The 18,782-nt window shown below is 58.6% G+C and carries 18 protein-coding genes; 5 read left to right on the top strand and 13 right to left on the bottom strand.

Annotated features, from left to right (window positions below; genetic code table 11):
- The 10 genes from Z946_RS0114855 to yajC form a co-directional block, all read right to left on the bottom strand.
- Positions 1-540: a DsbE family thiol:disulfide interchange protein gene (locus tag Z946_RS0114855; RefSeq protein ID WP_025056520.1), complete on the bottom strand. Its 540-nt coding sequence runs from the start codon at positions 538-540 to the stop codon at positions 1-3.
- Entirely contained in the window at positions 533-691 is a 159-nt protein-coding gene (gene ccmD, locus Z946_RS0114850; RefSeq protein ID WP_037969226.1) for a heme exporter protein CcmD, read from the bottom strand. Before ccmD ends, Z946_RS0114855 begins: the two co-directional genes overlap by 8 nt.
- The gene (locus Z946_RS0114845) at positions 688-1,422 is read right to left on the bottom strand and encodes a heme ABC transporter permease (RefSeq protein WP_025056518.1); all 735 of its coding nucleotides are present in this window, start codon (positions 1,420-1,422) and stop codon (positions 688-690) included. The genes ccmD and Z946_RS0114845 overlap by 4 nt, the downstream gene beginning before the upstream one ends.
- A 64-nt stretch (positions 1,423-1,486) precedes the next feature.
- The gene (gene ccmB, locus Z946_RS0114840) at positions 1,487-2,143 is read right to left on the bottom strand and encodes a heme exporter protein CcmB (protein WP_025056517.1); all 657 of its coding nucleotides are present in this window, start codon (positions 2,141-2,143) and stop codon (positions 1,487-1,489) included.
- Positions 2,140-2,757: a heme ABC exporter ATP-binding protein CcmA gene (gene ccmA / locus Z946_RS0114835; RefSeq protein ID WP_025056516.1), complete on the bottom strand. Its 618-nt coding sequence runs from the start codon at positions 2,755-2,757 to the stop codon at positions 2,140-2,142. Before ccmA ends, ccmB begins: the two co-directional genes overlap by 4 nt.
- 6 nt (positions 2,758-2,763) lie before the next feature.
- The gene (locus Z946_RS0114830; protein WP_025056515.1) at positions 2,764-3,117 is read right to left on the bottom strand and encodes an Mth938-like domain-containing protein; all 354 of its coding nucleotides are present in this window, start codon (positions 3,115-3,117) and stop codon (positions 2,764-2,766) included.
- A 3-nt stretch (positions 3,118-3,120) separates the two neighbouring features.
- On the bottom strand, positions 3,121-3,876 hold the full coding sequence (locus tag Z946_RS0114825) for a sulfite exporter TauE/SafE family protein (RefSeq protein ID WP_025056514.1): 756 nt from the start codon (positions 3,874-3,876) through the stop codon (positions 3,121-3,123).
- On the bottom strand, positions 3,869-4,837 hold the full coding sequence (gene secF / locus Z946_RS0114820; protein ID WP_025056513.1) for a protein translocase subunit SecF: 969 nt from the start codon (positions 4,835-4,837) through the stop codon (positions 3,869-3,871). The genes Z946_RS0114825 and secF overlap by 8 nt, the downstream gene beginning before the upstream one ends.
- A 1-nt stretch (position 4,838) precedes the next feature.
- Complete coding sequence (gene secD, locus Z946_RS0114815) at positions 4,839-6,488, bottom strand: protein translocase subunit SecD (RefSeq protein WP_025056512.1); 1,650 nt, start codon at positions 6,486-6,488, stop codon at positions 4,839-4,841.
- A 33-nt stretch (positions 6,489-6,521) separates the two neighbouring features.
- Positions 6,522-6,800: a preprotein translocase subunit YajC gene (yajC, locus tag Z946_RS0114810; protein WP_025056511.1), complete on the bottom strand. Its 279-nt coding sequence runs from the start codon at positions 6,798-6,800 to the stop codon at positions 6,522-6,524.
- 281 nt (positions 6,801-7,081) lie between these two features.
- Here yajC and serS point away from each other — a divergent pair, with 281 nt between their 5' ends.
- Positions 7,082-8,374, top strand: a complete 1,293-nt coding sequence (gene serS / locus Z946_RS0114805; protein ID WP_025056510.1) for a serine--tRNA ligase — start codon at positions 7,082-7,084, stop codon at positions 8,372-8,374.
- 74 nt (positions 8,375-8,448) lie between these two features.
- Positions 8,449-9,162: a tryptophan-rich sensory protein gene (locus tag Z946_RS0114800; RefSeq protein ID WP_025056509.1), complete on the top strand. Its 714-nt coding sequence runs from the start codon at positions 8,449-8,451 to the stop codon at positions 9,160-9,162.
- Positions 9,163-9,222: 60 nt separating this feature from the next.
- Here Z946_RS0114800 and der read toward each other — a convergent pair whose 3' ends face one another.
- The 3 genes from der to Z946_RS0114785 all read right to left on the bottom strand — a co-directional run bounded on the left by der (position 9,223) and on the right by Z946_RS0114785 (position 12,854).
- Entirely contained in the window at positions 9,223-10,686 is a 1,464-nt protein-coding gene (der, locus tag Z946_RS0114795; RefSeq protein ID WP_025056508.1) for a ribosome biogenesis GTPase Der, read from the bottom strand.
- 61 nt (positions 10,687-10,747) lie between these two features.
- Positions 10,748-12,103 (bottom strand): PQQ-like beta-propeller repeat protein, encoded by a 1,356-nt coding sequence (locus Z946_RS0114790; RefSeq protein WP_025056507.1) that lies wholly within the window; start codon positions 12,101-12,103, stop codon positions 10,748-10,750.
- Between the two features lie 49 nt (positions 12,104-12,152).
- On the bottom strand, positions 12,153-12,854 hold the full coding sequence (locus Z946_RS0114785) for a hypothetical protein (protein ID WP_025056506.1): 702 nt from the start codon (positions 12,852-12,854) through the stop codon (positions 12,153-12,155).
- A gap of 254 nt (positions 12,855-13,108) precedes the next feature.
- Here Z946_RS0114785 and Z946_RS0114780 point away from each other — a divergent pair, with 254 nt between their 5' ends.
- The 3 genes from Z946_RS0114780 to Z946_RS0114770 all read left to right on the top strand — a co-directional run bounded on the left by Z946_RS0114780 (position 13,109) and on the right by Z946_RS0114770 (position 18,776).
- Positions 13,109-14,362 (top strand): efflux RND transporter periplasmic adaptor subunit, encoded by a 1,254-nt coding sequence (locus Z946_RS0114780; RefSeq protein ID WP_025056505.1) that lies wholly within the window; start codon positions 13,109-13,111, stop codon positions 14,360-14,362.
- The gene (locus Z946_RS0114775) at positions 14,359-18,240 is read left to right on the top strand and encodes an efflux RND transporter permease subunit (RefSeq protein WP_025056504.1); all 3,882 of its coding nucleotides are present in this window, start codon (positions 14,359-14,361) and stop codon (positions 18,238-18,240) included. Before Z946_RS0114780 ends, Z946_RS0114775 begins: the two co-directional genes overlap by 4 nt.
- 80 nt (positions 18,241-18,320) lie before the next feature.
- Positions 18,321-18,776 carry a DUF302 domain-containing protein gene (locus Z946_RS0114770; protein WP_025056503.1) on the top strand — a complete coding sequence of 152 codons (456 nt, stop codon included), beginning with the start codon at positions 18,321-18,323 and terminating at the stop codon, positions 18,774-18,776.
- The last annotated feature ends 6 nt before the right edge of the window (positions 18,777-18,782 follow it).

Genomic DNA, 18,782 nt, shown 5'->3' with positions numbered 1-18,782 from the left:
CTATTTGCCCAACGCGTCGTTCAGCGCCGGCAGGAACCTTTGTTCGTAGTCGCTTCCGACCAATGGTCCGGCATAGCGAAACAGAACGGTGCCATCGCCGTCCAGAATGAAGGTCTCCGGTGGTGCAGTCACACCCCAATCAATTGATGCACGGCCTTTGGGATCAAACGCAACGCCTGAGAACGGGTTGTCGTCCTCGCGCAGGTATTTACCCGCATTGGCCTGCGTGTCGCGAATATTCACCCCGATGATGGACAGCCCTTCGGCCTCCATCTCAAGCAGTTTAGGATGTTCCGCACGGCAAGGGGGGCACCAGCTGGCCCAGAAGTTCACCAGCGTGACCTCACCAGATGCCAGCATATCCGGTGTCACACCGGGGTAACCTTCCAACACTTCCACTGGCACCGCAGGGGCGGTACGCCCGACGAGCGTGGATGGCAAACCGTCAGGATCGTCGCGGAACATGCCCACCGCGGCCAACGCAACAAAAGCCACAAAGATCAGGGGCGGCGCAATCATCATCGGGCGAAACTTAGCCATTTTTGTCAGCCTCTGTTTCAACCGCTTTGAGTGCAGCGCGCGCCGCTTTGCCACGGCGCAGGCTTAGCCAGACCAATCCAGCCAGCAACGTGAGCGACACGGCATAGGCCGACAAAACCTCAACAGCGTATTTACCAAGCTCCGGCATCATGCGGTTTTCTCCATGCGCACGCGCAGCGCCTGTGTGCGGCGCAGACGAATTTCCGTGCCAGTCCGGTACAACACCAAGGCCAGAAAAAGCAGGCCAAAGCCGACCATACTAAGAGCCAGCGGATAGAAGAAGACATCAGAAACGGTGCGCCCGCCGGTGGCGACAGGCACCGACGTGCCTTGGTGCAAACCCTGGTTCCAGAACTGAACAGCGTAGCGGGACAGAATGGCAAAGACAGACCCGACAAGGCAAAGGACCGATGTCAGGTCCGCCGCAGTATCGGGATCTTCGACCGCTTCCCACAGGGCGATATAGCCAAGGTAAAACAGGAACAGGATCAGGAATGACGTCAGGCGCGGATCCCATGCCCACCATGTCCCCCACATGGGCTGGCCCCAGATTGCACCCGTCACCAAAGCAATCAACGTCATCACCAGCCCCACGGGAGCCGCGGCCTTGGCAGCCAGTGCGCTGACGTGGTGGCGACGGATCAACCAGATAAGCGACGTTACCAACATCATGAACCAAGCGTTAATCGCCATCAAAGCGGACGGCACATGTAGGTAGATAATTTTTACGGTAGAGCCTTGCCGGAAATCGTCAGGTGTGCCGAAAAACCCCCAAAGCAGGCCGACGGTCACGGAAACCGCTGCTGCCACCCAAAGAACAGGCTGCACCTTGGCGCTCAGCGCCAGAAACTTGACCGGATTTGCATAGGACCAGATCGACATAGAACCTATCTAATCTCCCGCAGGCGTCGCCTCAATGGGCAAATCATCACATCTAAGGCGCACATTATCGCAGGCCCATCCGCAGGACTGCCGCGCTGGCAAAAGGCATCAGTGCAATTGTCCCCAGCGTGATCCCTGCCAGCATGAAAAGCGGCGTCGAGGGATCCAGCCCTGCAGCGCCACGGCGCGCCGCCTCCGCGCCGAAAATCAGCGTCGGGACGTAGAGTGGCAGAACCAGCAATGATAATAGCAGACCGCCGCGTTTGATACCTACGGTAAGTGCAGCGCCAAAAGTACCGATCACGGACAAGGCAGGTGTACCAACGGCAAGAGAGATCAACAGCCAGACATACCCGCCCTCCGGCAGGTTCAGCAAAACACCCAGAACGGGGGCCGCAAGAACCAGCGGCAGACTGGTTGTCAGCCAGTGGGCCAATGCCTTGACGGTGACAGCCGCCTCAAGCGGCACCGGCGCAGTTAAAAGCACATCCAGCGTCCCGTCCTCATAATCAAGCGCCAGCAGCCGGTCGAGCGACAAGAGGCACGCCAGCAACGCACCAAGCCACAGCACACCGGGTGCGATGGAAGCCAGAAGCGCCGGCTCCGGCCCTACACTGAATGGCACCAGCGTTACAACAATCAGAAAGAACGCGAGGCCGAGGCCAAAGCCACCGCCTGCGCGAAAGGCAAGCTTGAGGTCACATAGCAACAAAGCAATCACAGAAATGCCTCATCGCTTGCACCGGCACGCAAGGTACTCGCTGCACGAAAGGGCGTGAGGTCAAGCACCTCTGCTTCGACACCAAGATCAATATGCGTGGCGAGCAATGCGGAGCCGCCCTGCCCCAGATGCGCTTCTACCACACGTGCGAACATCGCCACGGCATCTGTATCAAGTGAGACAGTCGGTTCATCCAGTACCCATACGGGGCACCCCGTAACCAACAGCCGTGCCAGACCCAGACGGCGCTTTTGCCCTGCTGAAAGCGTACCGGCCAATCTGTCGGCCAAAGGTGCAAGGGCATAGGCCTCGATCGCAGGCTCGATATCATTCACACCGAAAATCTGCGCCCAGAAGTGGAGGTTTTCGCGCACGCTCAGCATCGCTTTGATGCCGTCCGCGTGTCCGGCATAGGCGACACCGTCATCTGCCCCGCTAATGTCACCCGCCAGCGGCGGCAGTAGCCCCGCGACCGTGCGCAGCAGCGTCGTTTTGCCCGCCCCGTTCGGCCCCCGCAGGATCAGCGCCTGTCCGCTGCTCAGCGTAAAGCTGAGGCCGGTCACAACAGGCACACCACCACGGGCCAGCGTCAGGTTATGGGCATTGAGCGTCATGCGGGATCAGATCGGAAGCAGCGCCAGCGCTACACGTCGGCCTTCGCTTAGCAAGACATTGTAGGTACGGCAGGCGGCAGGGGACGACATGGGCTCCACGCCGATACCGGCAGTTTCCATCGCCTCTGACAAAGCGTCGGGCAGATGAGCTACATCGGCACCGGTGCCGACAAACACCACATCGACTTCACCTGCGAAGGCGAGCAGCGTTTCGGTATCGTCAAGCCCGCCCCAACTGCGCGTACCGGATGGCCCCGTGACAACCGGCCCCTCGATCAGTTTTCCTCCGATCCGGAAAAAGCCCGGGCCGTAGCCGTCAACGGGTTTGGAATCGTTAAATTCAATTTCGGTCAGACGCATGTGTCATCCTCTCCAAAGCGGCAGACCAACTATAGCCGACGCCGCGATAACGATATAGGCCACACGGCGAAAAAGCACCTCTGCCTTTGGGTCAAAAAGCCGCGCCCCGATCATGTTGGCCACCAGATTTGGAATCCCCACCAGTAGCCCCAGCAGCGCGATCTTCCACACCATCAGGTTCGTCATCCAGAGCAATGGCACCAGCATGAGGTCGAGCACGACGAGATACAGCAGGAAGTTTGCGCGAATAACCGAGACAGGCAATGTGCTGGCCATATAGAGCATGATGACGGGCGGCCCCGGCAATCCGGCAAACCCGGTCATAAATCCACCCAACGCACCGGTCGCCGTCACCAGACGCGGGCCGAGCGGCCCCTGATACCGCCATCCCGCCACCAGAAGGCATAGCAACAACAGCACTAGGATGGAGATAGACCAGCCGAATATCTGCGGATTAATGACCGACAGCCCCCAAAGACCAAAGGGTAACGCGAAAGTGGCCCCAATCATCATCAATCCAATATCACGCGGAGTGCCATCACGCAGTGCAGCGGGCAGGTTCGGCAGAGGACCGATAAGTTCGGCTGCGACAAGAAAGATGACCGCCTCAACCGGTGACAGGACCGACGAGGCCACAGGCATAATGATCATGGCAGAGCCAAATCCGGCAAAGCCGCGCACCAGACCTGCAATGAACACCACCAGCACCAACCATATCAGACCGTCGGTCTGAAAGGCCGATGCCAGTGCGTCAGGCATCTATGTTGGCGTATTGGTTTCCAGCGTTTGCATCAGGTTTTGACCAGTCGCGCTTGACGCCAAAGTACAGCAGGATGGCAGAGGCCACAAAGATCGAGGAATACGTACCGACGATCACGCCCCAGATCATGGCGAAAACAAAGCCACGGATCACATCACCGCCCAGCACGAACAGCGCGATCAGCGCAATAAGCGTGGTGAAAGAGGTCATAAACGTACGGCTCATCGTTTCGTTAATGGACAGGTTCATCACTTCTTTCAGGTCGCGCTTTTTGTATTTACGCAGGTTTTCCCGCACGCGGTCAAAGACAACAACAGTATCGTTCAGCGAATAGCCGACAATGGTCAGCAACGCGGCAATGATCGCCAGATCAAACCGAATTTGCAGTTCCGAGAAGACACCGATGGTCAGGACCACATCGTGTACCAGCGCCAGCACGGCACCGGCCGCAAACTGCCATTCGAAGCGCAGCCAGATGTAGATCAGAACCGCACCAATCGCCAAGACAACGGCAATGACCGCCGTCTGGATCAACTCGCCCGATACCTTCGGCCCGACAGATTCAACCGAGACAAATTTGATATCGGGGCGCACTTCGGCGAGTGCCGCCTCGACGCGCTCAATGGTGTCCGCCGTGACCGCTTCTTGGCCGTCCTGCGCCTGAATACGGATCATCGCAACATTCTGGTCTTCGCGAAACGAGGGGTCGAAAACTTCGGTGATGCTGATGTCGCCCAGCTCCAACGCATCCATTGCGGCGCGGAACTCAGCCACATCCACAACGCGCGGGCTTTCGGTGCGGATCGTCGTGCCGCCGCGAAAGTCGATGCCGTAGTTCAGTCCCTGAAGCATGAAGGACGCTGCAGCGACCACCATCATCAGCGCGGAAATACCCAACCAGAGCTTCCAGCGGTTAAAGTAGTCGAAATTTGGCGCTTCTTTGAACAGACGCAGACGCATGTCAGACCTCAATCGTTTTTGGGCGTGCCCGTTCAAACCACAAGACCACAAACAGGCGGGTCACGAAGATGGCTGTAAAGACCGATGTGATGATGCCGAAGCCCAGTGTAATCGCAAAGCCGCGCACCGGACCCGAGCCCATGATAAACAGGATGATCGCTGTAATCAGCGTGGTAATGTTCGCATCAATGATCGCACTCAGCGCTTTTTCATAGCCAAGCGAAATGGCGCGTGCCGGACCCTTGGCGGTTTTCAGTTCCTCGCGGATACGCTCGAAGATCAGAACGTTGGCATCAACCGCCATACCGACGGTCAGCACGATGCCCGCGATACCCGGCAAGGTCAGCGTGGCACCCACAAGGCTCAGCAGACCAAATATCATCGCAACGTTGATGATCAGCGCCACATTCGCAAAGATGCCGAACAGGCCATAGCTTACAAACATGAAAAAGAGCACTGCAACAAAGGCCACGATCGTGGCGACTTTACCTGCATCAATGCTGTCTTGACCCAATTCGGGCCCAATGGTGCGTTCCTCAAGGAAATCGAGACCCGCAGGCAAGGCCCCTGCCCGCAAAAGAATGGCAAGGTTCGTCGATTCTTCGACGTTGAAATTACCGGTGATGATGCCTGATCCGCCGGGGATATGGCTTTGGATCGTGGGGGCGCTGATAACTTCATCATCAAGCACGATAGCGAAAGGTGCGCCGATGTTGTCTGCGGTGTAGTCACCGAACTTGCGCGCGCCGCTGGTGTTGAACCGGAAACTAACGGCCGGTCGGCCGTTCTGGTCAAAGGACGGCTGCGCGTCGACCAGCTCTTCGCCGGTGACAACAGGCGCCGATTCTACGACATAGAACGCACCGGGCTCGTCAATCGACGGGATAAGCTTGTTGCCCAAACCGGGATTTGCAGCACCGTCGGAGCCACGACTGACCACCGGATTGAAGGTCAGTTGCGCGGTGGTGCCGATGATTTCCTTCAGCTCTGCGGCTGAACCGACACCGGGCACCTGAATAAGAATACGGTCGGTGCCTTGCCGCTGGATCGTCGGCTCACGTGTGCCAACCTCGTCGATCCGGCGGCGGATAATCTCAAGCGATTGCTGCATAGTGCGTTCATCGGTCGCCTGCTTTTCGGCGTCCGAGAAAGTGATGATGATGGTGCCATCCTCGCCGCGTACCACAATGTCGGTGGAACCTGCACCGGTGATCGTCTGGACAGGCTGCGCAAGGCCGCGCGTAATTTCCAGCGCTTCCGCCATCTTGGTATCGTCGTTCAACCGCACGCGCAGCTCATCTGCGGGGGATTGCTGGCGGCGCACCGGTGTCAGGCTGCGCAAGGCATCACGCACCGCAGGCCATTGGGCCTCCATGCGGTTGGCGTAAACATCTTCCACACGGACCTCGGCCAGCAGATGTGCACCGCCGCGCAGATCAAGACCCAGATTAACCAGACCGGACGGCAACCATTCAGGCCACAATGCCTTTTGCGCCTCAAGCTCGGGCGTGCTGCCCGATAACTCCATCGCGGCCACAGCATCGTTGTGCTGTTCAACCGGTCCGTAGAACGCATTTGGCAGCGCCAGCCATAGGCCAAGCGCACAGCAAAGCGCGATCGTTATCCGTTTCCACAGATCAATCTGAAGCATGGCTGAGCCCTCTCTGGCGCGGCTAGGGGGCGGTTACTTCGCCGGTTCGGTTTTGGAGACAACAGTAGCGATAGTGGATTGCACAACGCGCACCTTCACACCGTCAGCGACCTCAACCTCGATCTCGCCGTCGTCCTTGACCTTGACGACCTTGCCGATGATCCCGCCTTGCGTGACGACCTGATCGCCCCGGCGCAACGCCGCGACCATGGCAGTGTGTTCTTTGACCTTTTTCTGCTGCGGACGGATCAGCAGGAAATACATGATACCAAAGATCAGAATGAGGGGGATAAATTGCTCGATACCGGCCATCGTACAGTCCTTTTTTCGCGGAATTGGGCACGCATCGGCATCCCCTTCGAAGTTTGGCAGAACCTATGCACGCGCACGGACGGACGCAAGGTGCAAAGGTGGGATTTAGATGGACTATCGGGACGCCGGTTCGATTAGGCTACGGGTCTGCGCCGCTTTCGCTGGGATGGGCGTATGCTAAGTCCTGTCAAGCGCCGCATATCGAACCATCAACACCTACCCCTCCGCGCCACAATCCGGCATAACGCAGCCAAGACGACTCAAATCCAAGGACGCCTCCCATGCACGACATCCGCGCCATCCGCGAAAACCCTGATGCTTTCGACGCCGCCCTCGCGCGGCGCGGGGATGCACCTGTGTCTTCCGAGATCCTCAAACTCGACGAGGCGCGGCGTGCCAAGATCGGCGCGGCAGAGACAGCCCAGGCCGAGCAGAACAAGGCCTCCAAACTTGTCGGGGCCGCCAAAGCAAAGGGCGATGACGCTGAGTTCGAGCGTCTGCGCGCGCTGGTTGGACAGAAGAAAGAAGAAGTCGCCACAATGCAGGCAGAGGCCAAGGCGCTTGATGCGCAGTTGACGGACGTGCTTGCCCGCCTGCCCAACAATCCTGCAGATGATGTGCCGGACGGCAAGGACGAAGCTGACAACGTCGAGGTGAACCGTTGGGGCGATATCCCGAGCTTTGACTTCACACCGAAAGAGCATTTTGAAATTGCAGGCGTTGCCGCCTCCATGGATTTCGAAACCGCGGCAAAAATTTCAGGCAGCCGGTTTGTGTTGCTCACGGGCGCCGTAGCGCGCATTCACCGCGCGTTAGCGCAGTTCATGCTGGACACGCATGTAGACGAAAACGGCCTGACAGAAGTAAACCCGCCCGTGCTGGTCGGGGATGACGCAATGTATGGCACCGACAAGCTGCCCAAATTTGGCGAAGACAGCTATCAGACGTCCGAGGGCATGTGGCTGGTTCCGACATCGGAAGTGCCGCTGACCTATACTGTCGCTGGTGATGTAGTCGAGCAAAGCACACTGCCCCGTCGTTATACTGCACATACCCTGTGCTTCCGGTCCGAGGCGGGCTCCGCAGGGCGTGACACGTCAGGCATGCTGCGTCAGCACCAGTTTGAAAAGGTCGAGATGGTCAGCGTCACACTGCCCGAGGAAAGCGACAACGAGCAAAAGCGCATGCTGCGCTGTGCCGAAGATATTCTGGAACGTTTGGGCATCCCCTACCGCACCGTAATCCTGTGCACTGGCGACATGGGGTTTGGCGCACGCCGCACCTTTGACATCGAAGCCTGGGTGCCCGGGCAGGATACCTACCGTGAAATCTCCTCTGTCTCCACCACCGGCGATTTTCAGGCGCGGCGCATGAATGCGCGCTTCAAACCTGCCGATGGCGGCAAGCCGCAGTTCGTGCACACGCTGAACGGGTCGGGTCTGGCGGTTGGGCGCTGCTTGATTGCCGTGCTGGAGAACGGGCAGCAGGCGGATGGCTCGGTAGAATTGCCGCAGGTTCTGGCCCCCTATCTAGGTGGCAAGACGATGCTGACGGCAGAAGGTCGATTGGCGTAACGTCAGACACGGGACATTGGAAAAAGCCGGCGTTGGCGCTACGTTACAAACAGCTGCAATGCAAAGGAAATCCTATGTCCAATTCCCGTCCGCTCTTTGCCGTGCTCTGCCTCTTGCTGGCAGTAGCGTTTGCCGCATCACCCTTCTTTGTAGAAGGGTTTGCAGGATTTGATCCCAACCAGTTCCCGGTGCCGCAGGACAATCCCCCTGTACAGCCCGAGGGATATGCGTTTGCAATCTGGGGCGTGATTTACGGCTGGTTGATCCTTGGGCTTGCTTGGGGATTGGTGAAGGCGCGCAATGACGGCCAATGGCATGATATGCGCAAACCGCTGTGCCTATCGCTGCTGGTGGGGACCGGCTGGCTAGCGGTTGCCGTGGCAAGCCCGATTTGGGCAAGTGTCCTGATCTGGATCATGCTGCTAACGGCATTGGCAGCATTATTCGTAGCCCCTGTCGCAAACGCCCCTTGGGCGGCGTGGCCTGTTGGGCTTTATGCGGGATGGCTATCAGCTGCGTCCTGCGTGTCTTTGGGACTGCTTGCCGCGGGCTATGGATGGATGGGGCAAGACACGGCCGGAATGGTGTTTGTAGGCCTCGCCATCCTGATCGGATGCTTCGTGCAAGCCGCGTTGGGCCGTGCACCAACATATGGCGTGGCGGTTATCTGGGCATTGATCGCAGTCGTCGTGGCCAACCTCGAATCAACTCCTCTCGTCGCCTATATCGCGGGCGGCGGGGCCTTAGTCATGGCAGTCCCGACCCTGAAAGCTTTCCGCGCCCTCTGAAGAAAAACGTTTTCTTTCAAAGAAAACGGCTCGGAAACTTCCAAAGTTTCCGCGCCCTCATCAGTCCTTACGCCGGCCTTCGGTGTGTTTGCGCAGCTTGGATGGCGGTGCTTTCTTGCGACCTTTGTAGGGGTTTGCGTCGTTCTGCCCACGCATCCAAAGCCGGATCGGCGTGCCAGGCATGTCGAAATCCACTCTGAGGTTATTGACCAGATACCGGCTGTAGCTTTCGGGCACCTTGTCTGGGTGACTGCACATCACAACAAAGCCCGGAGGCCGCGTTTTGGCCTGCGTCATATACCGCAGCTTGATCCGCTTGCCTTGTGGCGCGGGCGGCGGATGCGCCTCCATCATGCCCGCCAGCCAGCGGTTCAATTGAGCAGTCGTCACGCGACGGTTCCAGGTCTCATAGGCCCGCATGATTGCATCGTGCAGACGGTCGAGCCCCCTACCCGTCTTGGCAGACACAGTGATCAGCGGCGCGCCACGCAACTGTGGTAACAGACGTTCGAAGCTCTCCTTGAGGCCTTTCAACTTGGCCTGACGGTCTTCCTCAATGTCCCACTTGTTTACCGCGATCACCACCGCACGGCCTTCACGCTCTGCCAGATCGGCGATGCGCAAATCCTGTTGCTCGAACGGGATTTCGGCGTCCAGCAGAACCACCACCACCTCGGCAAACTTTACCGCGCGCAAACCATCGGAAACACTGAGTTTCTCCAGTTTTTCCTGCACTTTGGCCTTCTTGCGCATACCGGCAGTATCAAAGATGCGCATCGGGACACCGTTCCAGTCCTTGCGCAATGAAATCGCGTCCCGCGTGATCCCTGCTTCCGGTCCGGTGAGCAGACGGTCCTCGCCCATGATCTGGTTGATCAGCGTAGATTTGCCCGCATTAGGACGACCGACAACAGCCACCTGCAAAGGCTTGGCATCTGTGGGCACCGGCACGTGATCTTCTTCGACTTCGGCGTCTTCTTCCAGATCGATATCCGTTTCGGGTGTGTCATCCTCGGTACGTTCCGCAAAAGCATCGGCTAGCGGCATCAGCATCGTATAGAGGTCGTTCAATCCCTCGCCGTGCTCGGCAGACAGCGCAATCGGCTCGCCCAGTCCGAGCGTATAGGCTTCCATGACGCCTGCTTCGCCTGCTTTACCCTCGGCCTTGTTGGCTGCAAGGATAACATTGGCGGACCGTTTACGCAGAATATCGGCAAAGACTAGATCGGAAGGCGTAATGCCGACGCGGGCGTCAACCATGAACAGACAGATGTCGGCCATATCGACAGCACGCTCTGTCAGGCGGCGCATCCGCCCTTGAAGGCTGTCGTCCGTTACCTCTTCCAAACCAGCCGTGTCGATCACGGTAAAGCGCAGGTCGGCCAGACGTGCGGCACCTTCACGCAGGTCGCGCGTTACGCCGGGCTGGTCATCGACCAAAGCAAGGCGTTTGCCTACAAGGCGGTTGAACAGCGTGGACTTGCCCACATTCGGGCGGCCCACGATGGCGAGGGTAAAGGACATCTCAAAGCTCCAACCGGCACGGAAGGGCCGGATCAAAACCGGCCTTTAGACCATTTTTCGTCTAACGGAAAGCGAGCAATTGACCGTTGCGCGACACAACATAAAGCGTGCCACCGGCAACGACGGGTGCGGTTGTGGCACCACCCGGTATCTCTGTTGAGCCAAGAAGTGCACCGCTGACCGGATCAAAGCTGCGGAGAAAGCCGTCATTCGACGTCAGGATCAGACGCCCGCCCGCAATAATCGGGCCATGATGTGCCACGACTTCGGACCGGCGACGCGGACGTTCTTTGACGTAGTTAGAGAGCGGCACACCCCAGACGCGGCTGCCGTCACTGGCGTCAAGTCGCAGAAGTTCATTCAGGTCTGACACGAAAAAGACGCTGCCGCCAGCGGGCCATACGGGCGTGACAGCCCCTTCGCGTGCCGTCCAAAGGCGGCTGCCGTTATCAAGATCGAGAGCCGCAAGACGACCCGATCCGTTTCCGACAAACACACGGTCGCCGGCGATCACAGGTGCGCTGGTTACGTCCGAAATAGACGAGCGGGCCCGACCGGGGCGTTTACCGACAACTGTAGCATCCCACCGCGAAAGGCCGCCACGTCGGAACACCGCCTGCACTTCACCGGACCCGTAGGCAAAGATCGCCAACGATGGTGTGACCGCAGGAGCCGGAGCGCCAAGCACATTATTTACATTGGGCGTGGAGCGCGTTTGCCACATCACACGGCCATCCGTCTTGTCGATGGCCCAACCGGTATCATCGCCGGATGTGATATAGACCAGATCACCAGATACCGTGGGTGTGCCGGAACCAGACGCTTCAAGGTCCTGTGTCCAGCGGACTGCACCGCTGTTGACGTCAAGAGCCGCGAGAATGCCGTAGCCTACGGAAACATAAAGCGTGTCACCCTCAACAGCGAGGCCCCCACCCGATGCCTGTCCCTGTTTGTCGCTCGCAGGGGTCAGGTCACGAACCCACAGTGGCGCGCCGGACGTTGAAGTAGCAGCGACCTGTGCGCCAGCATCCAGTGTAAAAACGCGTCCACCGGCAACCACCGGATCAGCCGTAATCCGCAACCGGCGGCTATCGCCCTCACCGATGTCCGCAGACCAAGCCAATTGCGGGGCTGTCCGCAAGGCTGCGTGGGACACGCGGTACTGCGCGGTGCCGGTTGTATGTGTCCATGATGCGTTGTTGCTGGCCGCACCAAGCGAGATCGCCCGCGTTGTGTTTTCCGGCACAGCTTCGTTTTCTAAAGGTGCCGCCAATGCAGGTGTCTGCAAGACGGAACGCACATCTTCGCGTGGTCCCGGCAGATAGGTTTCACGTTCGTCGCAAGCACCAAGCAACATCAGGGCGGCAAACAGCGGCAGGCCCCAGGCGGTCGCCTTCGGGTGGAATGAATGGTTCATGGCCTGCTCACTTCTGCTGTCGCTGTCATCGCCCTCTCTGGGGCTTCACTTAATTCTCAGGGGCACCGCCGGTGCCGGAGGACAATCCATTGACGTCCGCCAGTTCCGGCTCTCCACCCAGCGCCACAATCACCTGTAGTGAGCGCTGTTGCAAGTCTGAGCTGACTTCGGCGTCTTCAAGGATCGCCTGATACCGAGCAATCGCGGCCTCTGGATCGCCTGTTTCGATGTCAATCAGGGCGAGCTGTTCGCTTGCCAGCAGGCGCAAGGGGTTACCGGCCTGCGCCATCGCCTCGAATGCCTGACGGCGTTCGTCCGCAGGTGTCTTGTTCCCTTGCAGCGTAACCGACTTGAATTGCGCCAGCTGGCGATAGATCTCGGGCACCGCGCCATCAACGGCCAGAGCATCGAGTGTTGCTATCGCTTCCTCGGTCTCGCCTGCTTCGGATTGCTCTGCTGCGGTAAGCAAACGCAGAACAGCGGCGGACACCGGTGATGGCGGGTCAATCGCGCCAAGTGCTGCCGCCCTACCTGCGCTGTCATCTACGGCAAGTGCCGCGAGCATCTCGTCGCCCAAACCCTGCGCTGCCGCACGTGATTGCGCTTTCGAGTATTCTGAATAAGCGGCACCGCCGACAATCGCGAGAATAGCCAGCACCGCGATCCAGCCATAGCGGCGCAGCAAGCCGTAAAGCTGGTCACGGCGGACCTCTTCGTTGACCTCTTCGACAAAGCTGTCTGTGTTGCTCATCTGATCCGCCCTTGGCCTGCACTTTTGACCCTCTTAACGCGCAGCAGGACCCAAGCCAATACCTCAGTCGTAACCTGTCTGGCACCCGCAGTAAGGCCGGACCCAAGAAATAACGATGCCTACACATCAGGCAGCACCGCACATTATGTAAAAAAACATAGCGTCTAAACTGGTCTGTTTAGTTTTGACGTATTACATACTCCCTCGAAAAGGCAGGCTGCACCGCCTGACCTAACCATATCAAAGGGCCGACGATGCGCATATTTTCCATACTGGCGGCGATAGTCGTTACGGTCATCCTGGCAATGTCGATCCTCGCCCGCCCTGCACTGGTGGCCCTGTTTGGCGGCGACACATCGGCAGAGACTGTGGCAGAGGCCGTGCCTAGTGACGAAGACACTGATGCAGCTGACGCCACCGCAGACTCCACCGTTCTGGTCAAGGTGATGGTGCGGAAGCTGACGGGGCAGGAAGTCGACAGTGCGGTTATCCTGCGCGGCCAGACACAGGCAGCGCGTCAGGTGGACGTACGCTCGGAGACATCTGCAATCGTGATATCGGAGCCATTGCGCAAAGGTGCACAGGTTGAAAAAGGTGACGCACTCTGTGTGCTTGATCCCGGAACACGCGGTGCCGCACTGGAAGAAGCACGTGCCCGTTTGAGCGAAGCGCAGTCGCGCGTGCCCGAAGCGGAAGCCCGCGTTCAGGAAGCGAAAGCGCGGCTGGAAGAGGCCGAAATCAACCAAAACGCAGCAGCGCGGCTTATTCAGGACGGTTTTGCATCCCAGACGCGCGTTGCGGGTGCAGATGCGGCATCAGCGGCGGCTCGCGCAGGCGTGTCCTCTGCCACGTCAGGCCTGAGCGCTGCAAAGTCAGGGATCGAAGCCGCAACTGCGGCGGTGGCCAGCGCAGAGAAAGAAATCGAACGTCTGACAATTCTCGCGCCCTTCAGCGGGCTGTTGGAAAGCGATACCGCTGAACTGGGAAGCCTGTTGCAACCGGGTGCGCTGTGCTCAACCATTATACAGCTTGATCCCATCAAGCTGGTCGGGTTTGTGCCCGAAACCGAAGTGAACCGCGTGAAAATCGGTGCGCAGGCCGGTGCACGTCTGGCCGCAGGTGGCGGTGAAGTTGTTGGCAAAGTCACCTTCCTGTCGCGTTCAGCAGATCCCGAAACACGCACCTTCCGTGTAGAGATCGAAGTGCCGAATGCCGATCTGGCGATCCGCGACGGCCAAACCGCCGAGATCGGAATCGCTGCGGCCGGGGTACAGGCACATATTATTCCGCAATCCGCGATGACACTGAACGATGAGGGCGCGTTGGGTGTACGTCTGGTGGGAGATGACAATGTCGTGTCCTTCGCCCCGATCTCGATCATGCGCGATACGATGGACGGCGTGTGGGTTACGGGCCTGCCACAGATTGCTGATGTGATCGTGACCGGACAGGAATATGTCACCGCTGGTGTGACGGTCGCACCTACATGGGAGGAGTTCACCCAATGACGGGTATCGTCGACTGGGCTGCTAACCGCGCCCGCATGGTTGTGGCATTCATTCTGTTGAGCCTTGTTGTGGGCGGCTATGCCTATTCCACCCTTCCCAAAGAAGGCGAGCCGGATATCGAAATCCCCGCGCTCTTTGTTTCTGTCCAGTTCCCCGGCATCTCGGCAGCAGACAGTGAAACGCTGCTGGTCAAACCGATGGAGACAGAGTTGGCCGACCTGGACGGCCTTAAACAGATGAGCGGGACCGCAGCGGAAAACTACGCCGGTGTTGCGCTTGAGTTTGAATTCGGATGGGACAAGACCAAGATCATGGCCGATGTGCGCGACGCAATGTCCACGGCGGAGGCTCAATTCCCAGACGGCTACGACAAATACTCGATCAACGAGATCAACTTTTCCGAATTCCCCATCATCATTGTGAATCTGACGGGCCCCGTACCGGAACGCACAATGGCGCGTGTTGCCCGCGACTTACAAGATGACCTTGAAGCATTGGATGCAGTGCTTGAAGCGGGCCTGGCCGGTGACCGCGACGAGATGCTGGAAGTGTTGATCGATCCGTTACGGCTCGAAGCCTACAACGTCACGGCGGGTGAGCTGATCAATGTGGTTCAGAATAATAACCAGTTGATTGCTGCCGGTGAAATTGACAGCGCCCAAGGGGCGTTTGCGGTCAAGATCCCTTCTTCTTTCGACGAGCCGCGCGATGTTTATTCACTGCCTGTGAAAACAAATGGCGACCGTGTTGTGACCCTTGGTGATCTGGCACAAATCAATCTGACGTTCGAAGACCGTCAGGGAACCGCCCGTTTCAACGGTGAAAAAACGCTCGCCCTGCAGGTGGTCAAGCGCAAGGGCTACAACCTAATCGACACATCCAAGCGCGTGCAGGAAATTGTGGCCGAACGCTCTGCCGACTGGCCGGACGGATTGCAGGCGGCAGTGACTGTCGGCACCTCGAACGACCAAAGCCGGATTGTTGATTCGATGGTGCAGCAGCTCTTGGGTTCGGTCTTTACCGCGATTGCGCTGGTGATGATTGTTGTGCTTGCAGCGCTTGGCATTCGTGCGGCTTTGCTGGTCGGCTTTGCCATTCCGACCTCGTTCCTTTTGTGTTTCGCCTTCCTCGCGTTGATGGGTATCTCGGTCTCGAATATCGTGATGTTCGGGCTGATCCTTGCGGTCGGTATGCTGGTGGACGGTGCCATCGTCGTGGTGGAATACGCGGACGCCCGCCAACAACAGGGTGATGGCCCCATGCAAGCCTATACGGAGGCGGCCAAGCGGATGTTCTGGCCGATCATTTCCTCCACCGCGACGACGCTCTGCGCGTTTCTGCCGATGCTGTTCTGGCCCGGTGTGCCCGGGCAATTCATGGGTATGCTGCCCGTGACATTGATCTTCGTTCTCTCCGCGTCTTTGGTCGTGGCACTGGTATATCTGCCTGTTATGGGCGGTGTCACAGGCCGGCTGGAGCGTTGGATGGCGGACAACATGGAAGCGATTGCCGGCCTGCGCTGGTATCTGCATCTGGCCCTGTTCCCCGTGGCAATTGTGATGATCTTGCTGGCGATGTCGTTGATGAACCCGCTCTTTGGTGTGATCTCGGCCCAGTTCGCCGCTATGGACGGGTTGAATGTGCTGGGGTCGGTCATTCCAACTTTCGCGACTGTATTCCTGTGCGTAGTGGCGCTTTGTGCACTGGTGGCAACGGGGCTTTCAGGCGCAATGCTGGCCCTGCTGGCGTTCTTCGGCGTCTTCACACGTGCCGGTCGCGGCGGGCGCTGGATCACCAGCAAACTGTTTCGCACGACACCGGACAGGATCGAGGCCGGATACCGCCGAAATGGCTTCGGTCGGGTCATGGCGTTTCTCGTGGGTAATCCCGCGATGCCGCTGGTAACTGCGGGCATCGTGTTTGTCTTTGTCGGCACGGTAATGATCTTCTTTGGCAACAACTCCAAAGGGGTCGAGTTTTTTGTGGAATCCGAACCGGAACAGGCAATCGTTTATGTTCTGGCGCGCGGTAACCTGTCGCTGGAAGAGAAAGACACACTGCTCGAGAAGGCAGAAGAGATCGTGCTGCAGCACCCCGGTGTTCAAACCGCGTTTGCCTTTGCTGGCGAAGGCGGGTTGGACAGCAACACAGGCGGTGCCACAGCACCTAAAGACAGCATCGGCCAAATCCAGCTTGAGACGATCCCGTGGGAAGACCGGCCCAACAAAGTAACGCCTTTGTTTACGATTCCCTTCATCGGATACACAATCACGCGCGAGACGCAGGACCCTGCTTACGACGGCGATGTCATCATCGCGGAGCTGACCGAAAAGCTCTCCGCTATTCCCGGTATCCGCATCGAGATACTCGCACAGGCGCGCGGCCCTGCCTCGGGCAAACCTGTGCATCTGCGCCTCAAAGCAGACAGCTTTACCGATCTGATAACTGCAGCGGCAGTGACGCGGGCGCAGTACGAACAGACACCCGGTCTCACTTTGATCGAAGACACCCGCCCCCTTCCCGGCATCGACTGGCAGATCGACGTGGATGTTGAAAAAGCAGGCCGTTATGGCGCGGACGTGCTGACGGTCGGTGCTATGGTGCAATTGGTCACACGTGGCCTGCTGCTCGACACAATGCGCGTCGATAGCTCTGACGAAGAGATCGAAATCCGCGTGCGCCTGCCAGAGGATGACCGGGTACTCAGCACATTGGACACGCTCAAGGTGCGCACGCAGGATGGTCTGATCCCGCTGAGCAATTTCATCACCCGCACGCCGGTGCCGAAACTTGCAGAGATCAACCGCATCGATCAAAAGCGGTATCTCGACGTCAAAGCAGATGTCGCACCGGGTCTGATGAAGGTGGTCAAGACAACACGTGTTGATGGAGAAGATGTTACAACCACGCTTGGCACGTTGCGCCCCGCTGGCGATGACGCTGACATCCGCAGCATTGACGGAGTGGCCTACAAGATCACCCAGAGGACGGATGCTGCGGCGGGCGAGGACCTGCAGCAGGGTATCACCGACGGCCGCTTGCGGATGGTGCCAATCAACGCGAACGAACGGATTGCCGAGATCACCAAATGGTTGGATGAGAAGCCCCTGCCCTTTGGTGTGACCACCGAATGGACCGGCGATCAGGAAGATCAGGCAGAATCGCAAGCTTTCCTCAGCTCTGCGTTTACCGCCGCACTGGGGTTGATGTTCATCATCCTGCTCGCTCAGTTCAACTCTTTCTATAATGCTGTGCTGGTGCTTCTGGCGGTGGTCCTGTCCACCACAGGTGTCCTGATTGGTATGCTGGTCATGGATCAGACGTTCTCGATCATCATGACAGGTACGGGGATCGTGGCGCTGGCCGGAATCGTGGTGAACAACAACATCATTCTGATCGACACCTATCAGGAATACGAAAACTACATGCCGCGGATCGAAGCAATCATTCGCACCGCACAGGCGCGTATCCGGCCGGTCCTTCTCACCACGATCACCACCATGGCAGGTCTGGCCCCCATGATGTTCGGTCTCAGCCTCAACTTTGCCGACGGCGGGTACACGATCGACAGCCCCACAGCGCTTTGGTGGAAGCAATTGGCAACGGCGGTTGTCTTTGGCCTTGGCATTGCAACGGTACTGACGCTGCTGGTGACACCGTCCATGCTCGCAATTCGCGTCTGGGCCACCACCTATCTGCGCTGGATCGCGCGCCTGTTGGCCAAGATGTCGATGGGTCGCGCAAGCAAAGCCGCACGCGACTGGGCGTTGCAGCGCGACGCGCGGCGCAAGAGCGCGGATGAAATTATCTGGGATCCGGATGCAGAATTCCTGCCCGCGCCGCCGCGTGCCAAACCGGTTCTGTCTGCGGCGGAGTAGCGCTGATCAACGAAACGTGACCTGCGTTTACGGTCCGCTTTGTTAGGGTGGCGAAGAAATTTCCAAAGGAGACCACCACAATGTTCCGCCCCCTTGCTACTGCCGCTGCCCTTAGTGCTGCCATGGCTTTGCCAGCTGTTGCTGCAGACCTGATCGACAAGGTCAGCCCCCATTCCGTGACACAAACTATTGACCGTCTTGCAGCCGCTGTTGAGGGGGCTGGCGCGACCGTATTCGCCCGGGTGGATCACGCGGCAGGTGCGGCAAAGGTCGATATGGACCTGCGGCCCACCGAACTGCTGATTTTCGGCAACCCGAAACTTGGAACACCTGCCATGATCGACGGGCAGACAGCGGGATTAGACCTGCCGCTGCGTGTGCTTGCTTATGCGGATGGCGAAGGGGTTGTGCACGTGACATACCACGCACCGTCTGTGCTGGCCGCGACACACGGTTTGCCAGAGGATGCCAAATACATCACGATGATGACAGGTGCTTTGGACAAGCTTACTTCAAAGGCAATCGCCGAAGAGTAAACAGCC

This window comes from Sulfitobacter noctilucicola (genome assembly GCF_000622385.1).
In the GTDB taxonomy this organism is placed as follows: Bacteria; Pseudomonadota; Alphaproteobacteria; order Rhodobacterales; family Rhodobacteraceae; genus Sulfitobacter; species Sulfitobacter noctilucicola.
This window is presented reverse-complemented; position numbering and strand designations above follow the sequence as displayed.

What these genes read in the sequence shown, in the direction of transcription:
- Z946_RS0114855 (WP_025056520.1), bottom strand. Translation starts at nt 540, where the DNA reads ATGGCTAAGTTTCGCCCGATGATGATTGCGCCGCCCCTGATCTTTGTG.
- Z946_RS0114790 (WP_025056507.1), bottom strand. Translation starts at nt 12,103, where the DNA reads ATGAACCATTCATTCCACCCGAAGGCGACCGCCTGGGGCCTGCCGCTG.
- Z946_RS0114845 (WP_025056518.1), bottom strand. Translation starts at nt 1,422, where the DNA reads ATGTCGATCTGGTCCTATGCAAATCCGGTCAAGTTTCTGGCGCTGAGC.
- ccmA (WP_025056516.1), bottom strand. Translation starts at nt 2,757, where the DNA reads ATGACGCTCAATGCCCATAACCTGACGCTGGCCCGTGGTGGTGTGCCT.
- Z946_RS0114830 (WP_025056515.1), bottom strand. Translation starts at nt 3,117, where the DNA reads ATGCGTCTGACCGAAATTGAATTTAACGATTCCAAACCCGTTGACGGC.
- Z946_RS0114775 (WP_025056504.1), top strand. Translation starts at nt 14,359, where the DNA reads ATGACGGGTATCGTCGACTGGGCTGCTAACCGCGCCCGCATGGTTGTG.
- Z946_RS0114800 (WP_025056509.1), top strand. Translation starts at nt 8,449, where the DNA reads ATGTCCAATTCCCGTCCGCTCTTTGCCGTGCTCTGCCTCTTGCTGGCA.
- ccmD (WP_037969226.1), bottom strand. Translation starts at nt 691, where the DNA reads ATGATGCCGGAGCTTGGTAAATACGCTGTTGAGGTTTTGTCGGCCTAT.
- secF (WP_025056513.1), bottom strand. Translation starts at nt 4,837, where the DNA reads ATGCGTCTGCGTCTGTTCAAAGAAGCGCCAAATTTCGACTACTTTAAC.
- Z946_RS0114780 (WP_025056505.1), top strand. Translation starts at nt 13,109, where the DNA reads ATGCGCATATTTTCCATACTGGCGGCGATAGTCGTTACGGTCATCCTG.
- secD (WP_025056512.1), bottom strand. Translation starts at nt 6,488, where the DNA reads ATGCTTCAGATTGATCTGTGGAAACGGATAACGATCGCGCTTTGCTGT.
- der (WP_025056508.1), bottom strand. Translation starts at nt 10,686, where the DNA reads ATGTCCTTTACCCTCGCCATCGTGGGCCGCCCGAATGTGGGCAAGTCC.
- yajC (WP_025056511.1), bottom strand. Translation starts at nt 6,800, where the DNA reads ATGGCCGGTATCGAGCAATTTATCCCCCTCATTCTGATCTTTGGTATC.
- Z946_RS0114770 (WP_025056503.1), top strand. Translation starts at nt 18,321, where the DNA reads ATGTTCCGCCCCCTTGCTACTGCCGCTGCCCTTAGTGCTGCCATGGCT.
- Z946_RS0114825 (WP_025056514.1), bottom strand. Translation starts at nt 3,876, where the DNA reads ATGCCTGACGCACTGGCATCGGCCTTTCAGACCGACGGTCTGATATGG.
- Z946_RS0114785 (WP_025056506.1), bottom strand. Translation starts at nt 12,854, where the DNA reads ATGAGCAACACAGACAGCTTTGTCGAAGAGGTCAACGAAGAGGTCCGC.
- serS (WP_025056510.1), top strand. Translation starts at nt 7,082, where the DNA reads ATGCACGACATCCGCGCCATCCGCGAAAACCCTGATGCTTTCGACGCC.